At 72.2% G+C, this 16,045-nt stretch carries 15 protein-coding genes; 4 read left to right on the top strand and 11 right to left on the bottom strand.

The window, feature by feature from the left end; translation table 11 throughout:
- Positions 1-28 precede the first annotated feature (28 nt).
- Positions 29-601 carry a DUF742 domain-containing protein gene (locus ACGH52_RS27380; protein ID WP_076976478.1) on the top strand — a complete coding sequence of 191 codons (573 nt, stop codon included), beginning with the start codon at positions 29-31 and terminating at the stop codon, positions 599-601.
- Positions 582-1,163 (top strand): ATP/GTP-binding protein, encoded by a 582-nt coding sequence (locus tag ACGH52_RS27375; protein WP_009314218.1) that lies wholly within the window; start codon positions 582-584, stop codon positions 1,161-1,163. The genes ACGH52_RS27380 and ACGH52_RS27375 overlap by 20 nt, the downstream gene beginning before the upstream one ends.
- A gap of 275 nt (positions 1,164-1,438) precedes the next feature.
- Here ACGH52_RS27375 and ACGH52_RS27370 read toward each other — a convergent pair whose 3' ends face one another.
- From ACGH52_RS27370 to ACGH52_RS27360, 3 genes are all read right to left on the bottom strand, one after another.
- A complete protein-coding gene (locus ACGH52_RS27370) occupies positions 1,439-1,636 on the bottom strand; it encodes an acyl-CoA carboxylase epsilon subunit (protein ID WP_121701115.1) in 198 nt (65 codons plus the stop codon).
- A gap of 17 nt (positions 1,637-1,653) precedes the next feature.
- Positions 1,654-3,237, bottom strand: a complete 1,584-nt coding sequence (locus ACGH52_RS27365) for an acyl-CoA carboxylase subunit beta (protein ID WP_076976477.1) — start codon at positions 3,235-3,237, stop codon at positions 1,654-1,656.
- A gap of 154 nt (positions 3,238-3,391) precedes the next feature.
- On the bottom strand, positions 3,392-5,731 hold the full coding sequence (locus ACGH52_RS27360) for a polysaccharide lyase 8 family protein (protein ID WP_399943133.1): 2,340 nt from the start codon (positions 5,729-5,731) through the stop codon (positions 3,392-3,394).
- A gap of 151 nt (positions 5,732-5,882) precedes the next feature.
- Here ACGH52_RS27360 and ACGH52_RS27355 point away from each other — a divergent pair, with 151 nt between their 5' ends.
- Positions 5,883-6,440, top strand: coding sequence for a YceI family protein (locus ACGH52_RS27355; RefSeq protein WP_076976475.1), 558 nt, complete (start codon positions 5,883-5,885; stop codon positions 6,438-6,440).
- Here the strand turns inward: ACGH52_RS27355 and ACGH52_RS27350 are convergent.
- Together ACGH52_RS27350 and ACGH52_RS27345 are read right to left on the bottom strand one after the other, a co-directional pair.
- Complete coding sequence (locus ACGH52_RS27350) at positions 6,427-7,002, bottom strand: isochorismatase family protein (protein WP_210974425.1); 576 nt, start codon at positions 7,000-7,002, stop codon at positions 6,427-6,429. The genes ACGH52_RS27355 and ACGH52_RS27350 overlap by 14 nt on opposite strands.
- Positions 7,003-7,044: 42 nt before the next feature.
- Positions 7,045-7,629, bottom strand: coding sequence for a TetR/AcrR family transcriptional regulator (locus ACGH52_RS27345; protein WP_399943129.1), 585 nt, complete (start codon positions 7,627-7,629; stop codon positions 7,045-7,047).
- A 79-nt stretch (positions 7,630-7,708) separates the two neighbouring features.
- Between ACGH52_RS27345 and ACGH52_RS27340 the strand changes: the two genes are divergently transcribed.
- On the top strand, positions 7,709-8,647 hold the full coding sequence (locus tag ACGH52_RS27340; RefSeq protein ID WP_399943126.1) for a DMT family transporter: 939 nt from the start codon (positions 7,709-7,711) through the stop codon (positions 8,645-8,647).
- Between the two features lie 17 nt (positions 8,648-8,664).
- Here the strand turns inward: ACGH52_RS27340 and ACGH52_RS27335 are convergent, their stop codons facing one another.
- The 6 genes from ACGH52_RS27335 to ureA all read right to left on the bottom strand — a co-directional run bounded on the left by ACGH52_RS27335 (position 8,665) and on the right by ureA (position 16,032).
- The gene (locus ACGH52_RS27335) at positions 8,665-10,017 is read right to left on the bottom strand and encodes a hypothetical protein (protein ID WP_399943123.1); all 1,353 of its coding nucleotides are present in this window, start codon (positions 10,015-10,017) and stop codon (positions 8,665-8,667) included.
- Between the two features lie 88 nt (positions 10,018-10,105).
- On the bottom strand, positions 10,106-11,710 hold the full coding sequence (cimA, locus tag ACGH52_RS27330; RefSeq protein WP_059302319.1) for a citramalate synthase: 1,605 nt from the start codon (positions 11,708-11,710) through the stop codon (positions 10,106-10,108).
- 309 nt (positions 11,711-12,019) lie between these two features.
- On the bottom strand, positions 12,020-12,619 hold the full coding sequence (locus ACGH52_RS27325; protein WP_076976469.1) for a TetR/AcrR family transcriptional regulator: 600 nt from the start codon (positions 12,617-12,619) through the stop codon (positions 12,020-12,022).
- 8 nt (positions 12,620-12,627) lie between these two features.
- Positions 12,628-13,647, bottom strand: coding sequence for an agmatine/peptidylarginine deiminase (locus tag ACGH52_RS27320; protein ID WP_210974421.1), 1,020 nt, complete (start codon positions 13,645-13,647; stop codon positions 12,628-12,630).
- A gap of 28 nt (positions 13,648-13,675) precedes the next feature.
- Complete coding sequence (locus tag ACGH52_RS27315) at positions 13,676-15,352, bottom strand: urease subunit alpha (protein WP_361469658.1); 1,677 nt, start codon at positions 15,350-15,352, stop codon at positions 13,676-13,678.
- On the bottom strand, positions 15,349-16,032 hold the full coding sequence (ureA, locus tag ACGH52_RS27310; RefSeq protein ID WP_059302315.1) for an urease subunit gamma: 684 nt from the start codon (positions 16,030-16,032) through the stop codon (positions 15,349-15,351). The genes ACGH52_RS27315 and ureA overlap by 4 nt, the downstream gene beginning before the upstream one ends.
- Positions 16,033-16,045 lie beyond the last annotated feature (13 nt).

Here is a 16,045-nt window from a genome sequence, read left to right as displayed (position 1 = left end):
GTGCCAGGCACAGTCGGAGGAGGAAAAAGTGGCAACACCCCCAGGCGGTCCGTCATCGGGCAACTGGTCGTACGGCCCTGGTCAGGGCCAAGGCGACGGCTCGGCGAACGGATACGGCTACCCCTCCGTACCGAGTCACCGGCAGCCGTACGCGCCGCAGGGCCCCGGCCCTTCGCCGTACGACCAGCCGCAGGCTCCGCGCATCCAGCCCGTGCAGCCGCAGCGCCGCACCCCTGAGCCGGCGCCCGCCGGGGCGTCGAACAACCCCCTGGTGCGCCCGTACGCCATGACGGGCGGCCGCACCAGGCCCCGGTACCAGCTCGCCATCGAGGCGCTGGTGCACACCACCGCGCAGCCGCACCAGATGCAGGGCCAGCTGCCCGAGCATCAGCGGATCTGCAACCTCTGCCGGGAGATCAAGTCGGTGGCCGAGGTCTCGGCCCTCCTGACGATCCCTCTCGGCGTGGCCAGGATCCTCGTCGCCGACTTGGCGGAGGCGGGACTGGTCGCCATCCATCAGCCCGGCGGCGACGAGAGCGCCGGCGGCCAGCCAGACGTGACACTGCTCGAAAGGGTGCTCAGTGGACTTCGCAAGCTCTAGCGGCGGTCCTTCCCGCTCCACCACTTCCGCGAAGATCGTGGTGGCGGGCGGCTTCGGCGTGGGCAAGACCACGTTCGTCGGCGCTGTCTCGGAGATCAATCCGCTGCGCACCGAGGCCGTGATGACATCCGCGTCCGCGGGCATCGACGACCTCACCCACACGGGGGACAAGACGACCACGACGGTCGCCATGGACTTCGGACGCATCACGCTCGACCAGGACCTGATCCTGTACCTCTTCGGTACGCCCGGCCAGGACCGGTTCTGGTTCATGTGGGACGACCTGGTGCGCGGCGCCATCGGGGCGATCGTCCTGGTCGACACGAGGCGGCTCGCCGACTGCTTCCCCGCCGTCGACTACTTCGAGAACAGCGGTCTGCCGTTCGTCATCGCGCTCAACGGCTTCGACGGGCAGCAGCCGTACAACCCGGACGAGGTCCGGGAGGCGCTGCAGATCGGTCCGGACACCCCGATCATCACGACCGACGCCCGGCACCGCGCCGACGCGAAGTCCGCGCTGATCACGCTGGTCGAGCACGCGCTGATGGCGCGGCTGCGGTAGCACTCCGCCGAGCCTGCGGCCAGTCGTGCCTCCCCCAGCGCCTTGAGGGCCTGGGAGGTTCCCCCAGGGCGGCACGGGTGGGCGCAGGCGGCACCTCGCCGGCGCCGAGTTGCGCGACGCCCCCTGCGGCCGCTGGGCTGCCGGGGGCGGTTTCGTTGCCGGGTGCGGGTGCGTCGTGGTTGGTCGCGCAGTCCCCCGCGCCCCTGCGGCGTTCACCGAGCCCGGCACAACAAGAGAGGCCCCTCCGAGTGGAGGGGCCTCTCTTGTTGCTCAGGTCAGCGCCAGCTGTGGGGCGCGCGGAAGCCCGGCTCGCGTTCCAGGCGGCGCCAGCCCGCGCGGGCTCGGCCGCCGCCGTGGGTCGGGGCGATCTCGGCGGGGCGGGCGGCGGCGCGGGCCAGGAGGAGGGCCGTGATGGCGGCGACTTCCTCGGGCCCGGCGTGGCCCTTCTCGACTCGGATGTCGGGAGTGGACATGGACGTGGCTCCTCGGATCACTGCGGCGGGTTGCCGTGCTTGCGGGAGGGCAGGTCGGCGTGCTTGGTGTGGAGCATCGCCAGGGACTTGATCAGCACCTCGCGGGTCTCGGCGGGGTCGATGACGTCGTCGACCAGACCGCGTTCGGCCGCGTAGTAGGGGTGCATCAGCTCGGACTTGTACTCCTTGACCATGCGGGCCCGCATGGCCTCGGGGTCCTCGGCCCCGGCGATCTGCCGGCGGAAGATGACCCCCGCCGCACCCTCCGCGCCCATGACCGCGATCTCGTTGGTCGGCCAGGCGTAGGTGAGGTCGGCGCCGATGGACTGGCTGTCCATGACGATGTAAGCACCTCCGTACGCCTTGCGCAGGATGAGCGAGATCCGGGGCACCGTCGCGTTGCAGTACGCGTACAGGAGCTTGGCGCCGTGGCGGATGATGCCGCCGTGCTCCTGGTCGACGCCGGGCAGGAACCCGGGTACGTCCAGAAGGGTGACGATCGGGATGTTGAAGGCGTCGCACATCTGGACGAAGCGGGCGGCCTTCTCCGACGCCTCGATGTCCAGGACTCCGGCCAGGGCCTGCGGCTGGTTGGCGACGATGCCGACCACCTGGCCGTCGAGGCGGGCCAGGGCGCAGATGATGTTGCGGGCCCAGCGCTCGTGGACCTCCAGGTACTCGCCCTCGTCGACGAGTTCCTCGATGACCTTGGCCATGTCGTAGGGGCGGTTGCCGTCCGCCGGGACCAGGTCGAGGAGCACGTCCGAGCGGCGGTCCACGGGGTCCGAGGACTCGTGGCGGGGCGGGTTCTCCCGGTTGTTCTGCGGGAGCAGGGAGAGGAGGTAGCGGACCTCGGCGAGGCAGGTCTCCTCGTCGTCGTAGGCGAAGTGGCACACGCCGGACGTCTCGGCGTGCACGTCCGCGCCGCCCAGCCCGTTCTGCGTGATCTCCTCGCCGGTGACCGCCTTGACCACGTCGGGGCCCGTGATGAACATCTGCGAGGTGTCGCGGACCATGAAGACGAAGTCGGTGAGGGCCGGGCTGTAGGCCGCGCCGCCCGCGCACGGGCCCAGCATCACGCTGATCTGCGGGATGACGCCGGACGCCCGGGTGTTGCGCTGGAAGATGCCGCCGTATCCGGCGAGCGCGCTGACGCCCTCCTGGATGCGCGCACCGGCGCCGTCGTTCAGCGAGACCAGCGGAGCACCCGCCGCGATGGCCATGTCCATGATTTTGTGGATCTTCGTGGCGTGGGCCTCGCCCAGCGCGCCGCCGAAGATCCGGAAGTCGTGGGCGTAGACGAAGACCGTGCGGCCCTCGACCGTGCCCCAGCCGGTGATGACACCGTCGGTGTACGGCTTCTTGGTCTCCAGGCCGAAGCCGGTCGCCCGGTGCCGGCGCAGCTGCTCCACCTCGCGGAAGGACCCCGCGTCCAGGAGCAGCTCGATCCGCTCACGCGCCGTCAGCTTGCCCTTGGCGTGCTGCGCCGCCGTCGCCTTCTCGCTCGGTCCGGCCAGCGCCTGCGCACGGATCTCGTGCAGCTCGGCCACTCGCCCGCGCGCGTCCGTCGGCTCACCCGGCGCCTCATCCAAAACGGTCATGTAGTGACTCTACGAACCCGACCAAGGATTGCGAGCCGTCGACTCCGTACAGTCTCCGGCCCGTTTTCCTGGTAGCACTGAACAGAACCCCCACCGCATGCAGCCTTTTCGACTGCTCAGGGGGCCTGGATCTTGTAGGGGTCGCACAAAGTCGTCAGCTGAGAGTCAGCTCACATTCATGGGTGGCGCATACCACCCCCGGAGTGACTCGCAGGTGCAGTCGGCGGCCGGTCGCGAGGATCTCGACCGTCTCGTCGGCCCGCTTCACCGCTCTCACCGGATGGTCCCAGATGATCTCCAGGGGCTCTCCGGTGCGCGGCGGTTCGCTCACGCAGAGCGTAGCGGTACGGCCCCGGCGGCGGACCAGCACACTCGCCCCGGCCGTGGCGGTGAGCGGGCCCGCCGTGCCGGCCTGCCAGAAGTTGGCGGCCGTGAGACCGAGGGCGGGGACGGTCACCGCCTGGCGGCGGCCGTCGTTGGCGAGGACCGTGAGCCGGTGGCGGTCGGCGGCGCGGCGGGCGACGGCCGCCCGGGAGGCGCCCGGCATGACGGTGTAGACGTAACCGGCGTCGACCGGGTCGGTGCCGTGATCGAGCCAGAGGGTCTGCCAGCGGCGGGTGCGGCGCTCGGTGGTGCTGGTGGTGTTGATGTCGGACCAGGCGCCGGTGCGGTCCTCGCGCAGGGTCCGCAGGCCGCCCCCGGGCACGATCCAGCCGCCGTGGCCCGCCAGGTGGGCCCAGTGCCGGCCGCGTGCGAGGGTCTGGTCGCCGCCCTCCCCCAGGTTGCGGTTGTCCACCACCGTCTCGACCGGGACGCCGTCCGCGCAGGTGATGCCGGCGCCCAGGCAGACCACGGAGTCGTCGAGGAAGAACCAGGACTTGCGGGCCTCCAGGGTCGAGCCCAGGCCCTTGAGGTGCTGTCCCACGGCCGCGTACGCGCCGTCGGTCGTGCCGCCGACCCAGCGCACGTCCGGTTTGGGCGCGCCCCATTCGCCGCCCGCCCGGTCGGGCAGGCGCTTGGTGGAGACGGTGGTGCCGGGCAGCCGGTACCAGTCGACGGTGGGCCAGAACCAGTCGGTGTATTGAGCGGACCGGTCGGAGGCGGTGCCGTTCGCCCACCAGGTGAGCATCCCGGCGCCGGTGTGCCAGCCGCGCGGGTTCTCGCCGTTGCCGCACTCGTAGTGGGCGATGCGGTCACTGGCCATGGCGAGGCCCGCGGTGAAGGCGGGGCCGCGGTGGACGGCGCGGTCCATGGCCGCGAAGAGGTGGTGCCCGGCGGGTTCGGGGGCGGCCTCGCCGGGCGCGTCGGCGATCGCGTGCAGCCGGGCCAGGTCGGCGACCGGGAACTGGGGCGCGGTCAGGAGCGGGGTGACGGTGTCCCGTTCGATCCAGCCCTTGATCCGGGCGTGCCAGCGCTCGCGTTCGGCGTCGCTCGCGCCGCCCGCGAGGACCGCCATGGCGGCGATGATCTGCTGGCCGTGGAAGTGGTCGCTGCGCATGACGTGCAGGTCGTCGCTCAGGAGGTAACCCCGGCTGATGGCCCGTCCGTTGACGGTGTCCATGACGAGCCCGTCGTGGATCAGGGGCGCGTAGGCGTGCTCCACGCTGTCCAGGACGATCTGCCGGCCCGGGTCGGTCACCTCCCACTCGGAGCCGGCCAGCAGGGTGAACAGCCGTCCGAGGCCGTCCAGCATGACCTGGCCGTACGTCCCCGAGTAGGCGACCCAGGTGTGCTGGACGAAGGAGCCGTCGGCGTAGAGCCCGTCGCCCTTCGTGACGTACGGGAAGACCGGCGAGAGGGCGTCGCGAGCCAGGGCGAGCTTGGCGGGGGCCCTGCCGAGGACACCGCGCAGGGCGACCGAGCGGCACAGGTCTACGCGGTTGGCGCCGGTGGAGGTGCCGGTGTAGTCGCCGAGCATGGCGTCGGGGACGAAGTGGTCGACTGCGGCGCAGGCGGCGGTCACGCGGTCGGCGCCGAGGTGGTCGTACAGGGCGGCCGTGATGTCCATCAGGAGCCGGGGGCTGCCGATCTGCCATTCCCACCAGTTGCCGTAGCGGGTGGTGGCGGGGTTGTAGACGGTGGCGGAGAGGTGGTCGAGGCCGCGCAGGATGTCGGCGAGGAGGTCGGGGTCGCCGGTGGAGCCGGTGCCCTCCTGCACGTACGCCTCGGTCATCGTCCACAGGCGGCCGTAGGCGAAGGTGATGCCGGCGGGCGGGTCGAAGGGGTGGCCGGGCCACAGGGAGGTGGCGGTGGGGGCCATGGTGGCGCGGTGCTCGCGGGCGCGCGCGCCGGTCTCGGCGAGGCGGGAGGCGTACGGCTCGGCGGCCGGGTCGTAGCCGGTGCCGAGGGCGATCTCCAGCCAGCGTCGGCGGAGGGCGTCGTAGGGGTCGGCCGCGGCGGCCGCGGCCCGGGGGACGGAGGCGAGCGTTGCGGCCGCGGCCGCCGCGAGCAGGACCGCGCGGCGGGTGGGGGCGGTGGGACGCTGTGGGGTCATGCTCATGCCGTCTATCACGTCGGGGGCGGGAGGGGAACGGTGCCGCAACACGTGCGGCGCGGGTGGTTGATGGCGGCGCGGAATAGCTCTAGAGTCGAACCCGTTGGACTGGTTGAACATTCAACTTCAACGACCTTCCCCGGAGGACACCATGACCGCCACCCCCGACCTCTCCACGCTGACCGGCGACTACACCGTCGACCCCGCCCACACGACGATCGGCTTCACGGCGCGCCACGCGATGGTCACCAACGTCAAGGGCAAGTTCCTCGACTTCACCGGCACGCTGCACCTGGACGGCACCGACCCGTCCCGCTCCACGGCGTCCCTGGACATCACGATGGACAGCATCGACACGGGCTCCCCCGACCGTGACGGCCACCTGAAGAGCTCGGACTTCTTCAACACCGGCGAGTACCCGACGATGACCTTCCGCTCCACCAAGGCCGAGTCGCTGGGCGGCGACGACTACCGCATCACCGGTGACCTGTCGATCCTCGGCACGACCAAGCCGCTCACCATCGACCTGGAGTTCAACGGCGCCGCCAAGGACCCGTTCGGCAACGAGCGCGTCGGCTTCGAGGGCAAGGCGGAGATCAAGCGCTCGGAGTGGGGGCTCACCTGGAACGCGGCCCTGGAGACGGGCGGCGTGCTGGTCTCCGACAAGATCAAGCTGAACTTCGACATCTCGGCGATCAGGCAGGCCTGACGTCCCGCGCCCCCTCGGGGGCACCGAAGTCCACGTCGGCGGCGGCCCGGACCCGGATCCGGCGGCCGGGCCAGCCGATCATGCGGTAGACGGCGTTGTACTGCGCGATCGAGCGGTCCGCCGGGACGAGGTCGGCGTCCGCCGCGGTCCGCACCGAGGTGGTGTGCCCGTCGGCGACGACGACCAGGTCGTACCCCCGGCTCAGCGCCTGCCGAGCCGTGGTGTCCACGCACACCTCCGTGGCGAACCCGGTCACGATCACCTGGGTGACGCCGTGCGCCTTCAGGACCGCGTCTAGGTCGGTGTCCAGGAAGCTGTCCGGGGTCGTCTTGTCCACGACCGGCTCGCCCTCCCGCGGTGCCAGCTCGGGCACGACCCGCCAGCCCTCGGTCCCGGGGACCATGCCCGCGTCCTGCTGGCGCACGGTCACCACCGGGACCCCGGCCGCCCGGGCCCGCTCGCTCAGTCCGGCGATCGCGGCGACCGTCTCGGCGGCCCGGTGCGCCATGGCGACCGTGGCGTGCTGCATGTCGATGACGAGGAGCGCGGTGGCGGGCGGCATGGGCTCACCGTAGCGGGGCGCCCGGCCCGTACGCCGCCCGTTTCACCTGCCCAGCAGGTCCCGCACCTGGTCGAGGGCGGTACCGAAGGGGTCGGGGACGACCCCCACTCCGTGAGTGACCAGCGCCCCCTCGTGCAGCAGCATCAGCGTCCGCGCCAGCCGGTCCGCACCGGCCGCGTCGACCTCCCGGGCCAGGCCGGTGAACAGGTCGAGCATCCACCGCTTCTGGCCGGTGATGACCGGGTACGCCGGATGGTCCGGGTCGCTGATCTCCGCATACGCGTTGATCATGCTGCACCCCTTGGCGCCGTACCGCTGCGACCACACGCGCGAGGCCTCGAAGACCGCCTCGATCCGGTCGGCCGCCCCCTCCCCCGCCTCCTCCAGCCGCCCGGCGAGCAGGTCACGCCACCGCTCGTCGCGCCCGGCCAGGTACTCGACGACGATCTGCTCCTTCGAGCCGAACCGGTCGTACAGCGTCTTCTTGGTCACCCCGGCCTCGGCGGCGATGAGATCCACGCCCACGGCATGGATGCCGTGCTCGTAGAACAGCCGCTCGGCGGCCTCCAGCACCCGTCGCGCGCCGGGCGTCAACCTGACGCGGGGCGGTTTCTCTTCCTGGCCCATGGCGTCAAGTATACCGGTCTGTATAGTGGGCACTCCAGACTAGTAAACCGATCTGTCTACTCTGGACGGAGTCGACGACATGAACGTCCTGCTCTCGGCCGCCTTCGTGCTGTGCTGGAGCTCCGGCTTCATCGGCGCCAAGCTCGGTGCGGAGACCGCGCCCACGCCCACCCTCCTGATGTGGCGCTTCCTGCCGCTCGCCGCGGCCCTGATCGCCGCCGCGGCCGTCTCCCGGACGGCCTGGCGGGGCCTGACGCTCCGGAGCACCGGTCGGCAGATCGCCATCGGCGCCCTGTCGCAGAGCGGCTATCTGCTCAGCGTCTACTACGCCATCGAGCTGGGTGTCTCCAGCGGCACCACCGCCCTGATCGACGGCGTCCAGCCACTCGTCGCCGGCGCGCTCGCCGGTCCGCTGCTGCGGCAGTACGTCTCCCGCAGGCAGTGGCTCGGACTGTGGCTCGGACTGTCGGGTGTGGTCACGGTGACCCTCGCGGACGCCGCGGCGGCGGGGGCGGGGGTGGCCTGGTGGGCGTATGGCGTCCCGTTCCTCGGCATGCTGTCGCTGGTGGCGGCCACCTTCCTGGAGAGCCGCACCCGGGAGCCGGTCGCGCCCCGCGTCGCCCTGACGATCCACTGTGCGACCAGCGCCGTCCTCTTCTCCGGCCTGGCCCTGGGCGTCGGGGCGGCGACACCGCCCGCCGGGTCCTCGTTCTGGCTGGCGACCGCCTGGCTGGTGGTGCTGCCGACCTTCGGCGGCTACGGCCTGTACTGGCTGATCCTGCGCCGGTCCGGCATCACCGAGGTCAACACCCTGATGTTCCTCATGGCCCCGGTCACGGCCGTGTGGGGCGCCCTGATGTTCGGTGAGCCCTTCGGTCTCCAGACCGCCCTCGGCCTGGCGGTCGGCCTCGTGGCCGTGGCCGTCGTCCGGCGCGGGGGCGGCACGGTACGGGAGCGGCGGCCCGTGCGTTCCGGCGCGGACCGCCCGGCGGCCGAGCGGGCGGCGGCCAGGCGCTGACCGCCGCCGCCCGCGGCTCAGAAGCCTCCGCCGAAGTCCCCTCCGCCGCCGAAGTCCCCTCCGCCGCCCAGACCGCCACCGCCGAAGCCGCCCCCGAAGTCACCGGGATCGAAGTCGCCGCCCGAGACGTCACCGCCCTCGTGGCCGCCGAAGTCTCCGTACCCGGTGCCGTAACCGGCTCCGTAGGCGGGGCCCGCCATCACGCTGCCGAGCACGGTGCCGACCAGCAGCCCGGGCAGGATGCCGCTGCCGAAGTAGCCGCCCGCCCAGGGGCCGTAGGCCGGGCCCGCGTCCCAGTAGGGGCGGCGGCCGTGGTCGGTGTCCACCTCGCGGATCATCGGGTCCCGGCCGTCGGACAGCCGGGCCTGATCGGCGGCGCACACCGGGACCTGGCGGGTGGCGCCGCCCGGCGGGGTCCAGGTGGCGTCCGCGACCGACGGTCCGTGGCGCGGGTCGAAGAAGCAGGGCGGCCGGCGTTCGGGCAGCGGCCTGCCCTCGCGGCGGGCGGCGAGCTGCGCGAGCGAGAAGCGGCCGTCCTCCACCGCCTGGGTGACGGCCCGCACGTCCTCCGGTTTGCGGGCGTCGGCCATGTACGTCTTCGCCTGCTCGTAGGCGTCGAGGGCGCGTTCGTAGTCCGCCCGCATCGCGTCGTCGGCACCCGGTTCCGCCGGGTGGAAGTCCAGGCGGTCCAGTTCCTCGCCGAACGCCGTGATGTCCTCGTCGACCACCACCCGCAGCCGCTCCAGCGCGACCCGCTGCTCCTGCTCGCGGCGCAGGCGGCCCCGCCGGGACAGCGCGTAGACGCCCGCACCGCCGACCACCACCACCGCGCCCGCGGTGATCAGGGCGCCCGTGGGCGCGGAGCCGCCGCCGGAGTCCCAGGACGAGGGTGCGGAGCCACGCACGCTGCGCAGCGCGTCGTCGACGAAGTCGTTCAGCTGAGCCTTGGGGTCGCCCGCGCCCTGCGCGGCGGTGACCAGGTTGTTCACTCCCTGGCGGCTCAGCACGCTGCTGTCGGCACGCGCGTCGAACTCGTCGCCGAGCCGGACGCCGTACAGGCCGGTGATGCCGGTCTCGGTACGGAGGTTCTGGAAGAGGTTCTCGGTCGGGTAGTCCGCCGGGAGGACCGCCACGAAGACGGGTTCGCCGGCATCCTCGATCTTGTCGGCGAGCGCCTCCGCGTCCGACTTCGCCAGCAGGTCGGAGGCGGCCGGGTCCACGTACACGGGACTCTCGCGCAGTGCCTGGCCGATCTCGGAGACGTCGGTCGCCGCCTGCGCGCCGGGCGCACCGGCCATCAGCACCGCCAGCACGGCGACGACCGGCGCGATCAGGAGGCGTACGAGGACTCGAACACGGGCGCCCTTCATGTGTTCGAAAGTACCCGAATAGCCCTAAATAAGACATCAGAGCGGCAGGGTAATCCTGGATTCCGGTAGAAACGGCGGCACCTCCGGCTCAGCCGGCGGGCGCGACCCCCGCCCGCAGCAGCCCGTACGTGTAGGCGTCCTCCAGGGCCTGCCACGAGGCGGCGATGACGTTCTCCGCGACGCCCACCGTGGCCCACTCCCCCGTGCCGTCCGAGGTGGAGATGAGGACCCGGGTCGTGGACTGGGTGCCGTGCACGCCCTCCAGGATGCGGACCTTGTAGTCGACCAGGTCGAGCTTGGCCAGCTCCGGGTAGATCTTCTCCAGGGCGACGCGCAGCGACCGGTCCAGGGCGTTGACCGGGCCGTTGCCCTCGGCGGTGGCGACGATGCGCTCGCCCTTGGCCCAGAGCTTGACCGTGGCCTCGTTGGCGTGGGTGCCGTCGGGGCGGTCCTCGGTGATCGCGCGCCAGGACTCGACGTCGAAGTACTTGAGCGCCCTGCCCTCGGCCTCGGCGCGCAGCAGCAGCTCGAAGCTGGCGTCGGCGGCCTCGTAGGTGTAGCCCGCCAGCTCCCGCTCCTTGACCCGCTCGACGACCCGGCCGACCAGTTCGCGGTCGCCGCCGAGGTCGATGCCGAGTTCCTTGCCCTTCAGCTCGATGGAGGCGCGGCCGGCCATGTCGGAGACCAGCATCCGCATGGTGTTGCCGACCAGCTCGGGGTCGATGTGCTGGTAGAGGTCCGGGTCGACCTTGATCGCGGAGGCGTGCAGGCCGGCCTTGTGCGCGAAGGCGGAGACACCCACGTACGGCTGGTGGGTGGAGGGGGTGAGATTGACGACCTCGGCGATGGCGTGGGAGATGCGGGTCATCTCGCGCAGCCTGCCCTCGGGCAGCACCTGCTTGCCGTACTTCAGCTCCAGGGCGGCCACGACCGGGAACAGGTTGGCGTTGCCGACGCGCTCGCCGTAGCCGTTGGCCGTGCACTGCACGTGGGTCGCGCCCGCGTCGACGGCGGCGAGGGTGTTGGCGACGGCGCAGCCGGTGTCGTCCTGGGCGTGGATCCCGAGCCGGGCGCCGGTGTCGGCGAGCACCGTGGCGACCACGGCCTGGACCTGCGCCGGGAGCATGCCGCCGTTGGTGTCGCACAGGACGACGACGTCGGCACCGGCCTCGGAGGCGGTGCGCACGACCGACTTCGCGTACTCGGGGTTGGCGCGGTAGCCGTCGAAGAAGTGCTCGCAGTCGACGAAGACCCGGCGGCCCTGGGCCTTGAGGTGGGAGACCGTGTCGGCCACCATCGCCAGGTTCTCGTCCAGCGTGGTGCGCAGGGCCAGTTCGACGTGCCGGTCGTGCGACTTGGCGACCAGGGTGATCACCTGGGCGCCGGAGTCGAGCAGCGCCTTGACCTGGTGGTCCTCGGCGGCGCTGGCGCCCGCGCGGCGGGTGGAGCCGAAGGCGACCAGCTGGGCGTGCTGGAAGTCGATCTCCTCCCGGGCGCGGGCGAAGAACTCGGTGTCCCGCGGGTTGGCGCCGGGCCAGCCGCCCTCGATGAAGCCCACACCGAAGTCGTCCAGGTGCCGTGCGATGGCCAGCTTGTCCGCGACCGTGAGGTTGATGCCCTCGCGCTGCGCGCCGTCGCGCAGGGTGGTGTCGAAGACGTGGAACGAATCGTCGAGTGCGCTGGTTGCGGTCATGATCTGAAGGCTCCTGTTGGGGATCTCGGTCTACCGGAATGACCGGTTCCACCGTCCGTCTATGATCCCTCGCGCTCTCTTCCCGGCTCGGGGTGGGCCAGGAAAGCGAAAAACCCCTCGCGGGTGCGAGAGGTCTGCGCGCGGGTCGAGGACGACGGTGTCCACCCGTACCTGGTCGTACGTGGTGGTCACTGCGGACCGGCGCGCCTGCTGCCAATAATCATGGCGAACGAGAGCACGGGGGCAGTCTGGCACATTCCGTCCCCCTGTCCACCGCCCGTCTCAGGATGCGAGCGACGGGCGTCCGGGTCAGGGCCGCGCCAGGAGCCCCTCGGCGAGGAACTCGCGTGCGTGGCCGAGGACCTGCGCCCGGTCCGTCCCCCGCAGGCCGATCGCCACGTGGATGGCGAAGCCGTCGAGCAGGGCCCGCAGCCGGGACGCGAAGCGGTCCGGGTCCACGGGGCGGAACTCGCCGCGCGAGACGCCCTCGGCGAGCAGGGCGACCAGGTCGCGGTGCCAGGCGCCCTCGATGGCGGCCTGCCGGTCGCGGGCGTCGTCGGGGGCGTTCTGCGAGCGGTTCCACACCTCCAGCCACAGCGTCCAGTGCGGGTCGCGGTGGCCGTCGGGGACGTACAGGTCGACGTAGGCGTCGAGGCGTTCACGGGCGGTTCCGGGCCGGGTGAGCAGGCGGCCGCGTTCGGCGCCGAGGCGGCCCTCGCTCCACTCCAGGGTGCGCAGCAGCAGCTCGTCCTTGGAACGGAAGTAGTAGAGGAGGTGGCCGCTGCTCATGCCGACCTCGCGGCCGAGCGCCGCCATGGTGAGCTTCTCCAGGCCGCGCTCGGCGATCATCTCCATGGCGGCGGCGAGCACGTCCTCGCGCGGCGGGGCCTGTCTGCGCCCACCGGCCATGTCCACTCCTAGGTCTTCGGCTGCTGCTGCGTGATGCAGTGGATGCCCCCGCCACCCGCGAAGATCGTACGCGCGTCCACCAGGGTCACCGTCCGCTCGGGGAACAGGCGGCGGAAGATGCCCGCCGCGAGTTCGTCGTGCGGGTCGCCGAAGGCGCACAGGACGACGCCGCCGTTGCACACGTAGTGGTTGATGTACGAGTAGTCGACCCAGTCGCCCTCCTCGTCCTTCAGGATTGTCGGGGCGGGTACCTCGACGACCTCCAGGCGGCGGCCCTTGGCGTCGCTCTGGCCGCGCAGGATCTCCAGGTACCGCCGCGAGCGCTCGTGGTCGGGGTGGCGGGGGTCGCGCTGGCTGTGCACGACGACGGTGCCCGGCCGCGCGAAGGCGGCGACGATGTCGACGTGGCCCTGGGTGCCGTACCTGCCGTAGTCGCCGGTCAGGCCGTGCGGCAGCCAGATCGCCTTGGTCGTGCCGAGCTTGGCGTGGATCTCCGCCTCGACCTCCTCGCGGCTCCAGCCGGGGTTGCGGCCGGAGCCGAGCTGGACGGTGTCGGTCAGCAGGACCGTGCCCTCGCCGTCGACGTGGATGGCGCCGCCCTCGTTGACGAGCGGGCTGGCCAGTACGGGGGCGCCGGCGAGATCCGCGACACGGCGGGCGATCTTTGCGTCGTGCTCCCAGCGTGCCCAGTCCTGGGCGCCCCAGCCGTTGAACACCCAGTCCACGGCGGCCAGCCCGCCCTGGCCGTCCGTCACGAAGGTCGGGCCGATGTCCCGCATCCAGGCGTCGTCCAGCTCCCGCTCCACCAGGTCGACGTCCGGGCCGAGCAGCTCGCGCGCGGTGTCGCCCTGGCCGGGTCCGTGCACCATCGTCACCGGCTCGAAACGGCGCACCGCGCGGGCGACGGCGGCCCAGGCCGCACGGGCCCCTGCCAGCTCCTCGTCGTCGGTGAACGTCGCGTTGGGGCCGGGCCAGGCCATCCAGGTGCGTTCGTGCGGAGCCCATTCGGGAGGCATGCGGAAGGTCATGGAGGTGTCCCAGGAGATCGGAGGAGCGTCAGAGGAAGTAGAGGCGGTTGAGCGAGACGGACTCGGCCGGGTCGGAACGCAGCGGGTCGCCGTCCAGGGTGACCAGGCCGGTGCGCTGGTCGACGTCGACCGCGCCGGTACGGGAGTTCAGGCGCAGGTCGGCGGGGCCGATGCCGCGGGTGCCGCGCACGGCGACCCGGCGGCGGCGGGTCGGCATGGTGTCGTGCCCCTGGTCGAGGGCGGCCTGTGCGACGAAGGCCACCGATATCTCGGCGGGCGTGGCACCGTGCGCACCGAACTGGGGGCCGAGGACCAGAGGTTCGCAGGTGTCGGTGGCCGCGTTCGGGTCGCCGACCACCCCGTACGCCGGGAAGCCCGACTTGAGGACCAGCTGCGGCTTGGCCCCGAAGTACTCCGGGCGCCACAGCACGATGTCGGCGAGCTTGCCGACCTCGATGGAGCCGACCTCGTGGGACAGGCCGTGGGCGATGGCCGGGTTGACGGTCAGCTTGGCGATGTAGCGCAGGACGCGCTCGTTGTCGTCGTCCCCGTCGGCGCCGAACTGGGCCTTCATCTTCCCGGCCATGGCGAAGGTGCGGCGGACGGTCTCACCGGCCCGGCCCATGCCCTGCGCGTCGGAGGAGGTGATGCCGATGGCGCCCAGGTCGTGCAGCACGTCCTCGGCGCCCATGGTCCCGGCGCGGATGCGGTCGCGGGCCATGGCGGCGTCGCCCGGCAGGTCGGTCTTCAGGTCGTGGACCGAGACGATCATGCCGTAGTGCTCGGCGACCGCGTCCCGGCCGAAGGGCAGGGTGGGGTTGGTGGAGGAGCCGATGACGTTGGGGACGCCGGCCATCTTCAGCACGTTGGGGACGTGTCCGCCGCCGCAGCCCTCGATGTGGAAGGCGTGGATGGTGCGGCCCTCCAGGACGCGGAGGGTGTCCTCCACGGAGAGGCACTCGTTGAGGCCGTCGCTGTGCAGGGCGACCTGGACGTCGTGCTCCTCGGCGACGCGCAGGGCGGTGTCGAGGGCGCGGGTGTGGGCGCCCATGTCCTCGTGCACCTTGAAGCCGGACGCCCCGCCCTCGGCCAGCGCCTCGATCAGGGGGGCGTCGTGGGACGAGGAACCCCGGCCGAGGAAGCCGATGTTGACGGGCCAGGCGTCGAAGGCGCCGAACGCGTGCTTCAGCGCCCAGGGCGAGTTGACGCCGACGCCCCAGACCGGGCCGAACTCCTGGCCGATGATCGTCGTCACGCCGGAGGCGAGCGACGCCTCCATGATGCGCGGGGAGAGCAGGTGGACGTGGGTGTCCACGGCCCCGGCGGTGGCGATGAGCCCCTCGCCGGACACGATCGAGGTGCCGGTGCCGACCACGACGTCGACGCCGTCGAGGGTGTCGGGGTTCCCGGCCCGGCCGATGGCGTGGACGCGCCCCTCGCGGATGCCGATCGACACCTTCCGGATGCCCTGCACGGCGTCGATCACCACCACGTTGCTGATCACGACGTCGCAGGTCTCGCGGACGGCGGCGGCCTTGAGGTGCAGTCCGTCGCGGGCGGTCTTGCCGAAACCGGCGAGGAACTCGTCACCGTGGCGCTGGGCGTCGGACTCGACGCGGATCACCAGCCCCGAGTCGCCGAGGCGGAGCCGGTCACCGGCGCGCGGTCCGTGGGTGGCGGCGTAGGCGTACGGGTCGATGCTCATCGCTGGGCTCCCAGATATCCGCAGGCGGCGGCCCGGCGCAGGGCCTCTTCCCTGGCGCCCGGCGCGTCCAGCGGGCCGTCGACGAGACCGGCGAACCCGATGGCGACGCGCGCGCCGCCGATCGGCACCAGCCCCACCTCGACGCGCTCGCCGGGGCCGAAGCGGACCGAGGACCCGGCGGGCACGGCGAGGCGCATGCCGTAGGCCCGCTCCCGGTCGAAGTCCAGGCGCGGGTTGGCCTCGAAGAAGTGGAAGTGGGAGGTCACGGAGACGGGCACGGTCGCGGTGTTGGTGACCGGGAGCCGCAGCGCCGCCTCGGCCTCCGTGTGGGCGCGCCCCGGCAGCAGACCGCCGGGGGCGTCCGCGCCGAGCCCCGGACCCCCGACGGGGTCGGTGACGACCGCGAGGCGGGAGCCGTCGTCGAAGACGGCCTCCACGTGCACCTCGGTGACCACGTCCGCGACGCCGGGCAGGACGTCGTCCGGGCCGAGCACGGAGCGGGCGCGCTCGATGGCCTCCGCGAGGCGCGCTCCGTCGCGGGCGGCCTCGCACACGGTGTCCGCGATCAGCGCGGTCGCCTCCGGCACGTTCAGCCGGAGCCCGCGGGCCCGGCGGGCGCGGGCCAGCTCGGCCGCCCCGAACAGCAGCAGCCGGTCCCGTTCCGTGGGGGTCAGTCTCACGCCACGACACCTC

Source organism: Streptomyces sp. BBFR25, assembly GCF_044590125.1.
Lineage (GTDB): Bacteria > Actinomycetota > Actinomycetes > Streptomycetales > Streptomycetaceae > Streptomyces > Streptomyces canus_D.
This window is presented reverse-complemented; position numbering and strand designations above follow the sequence as displayed.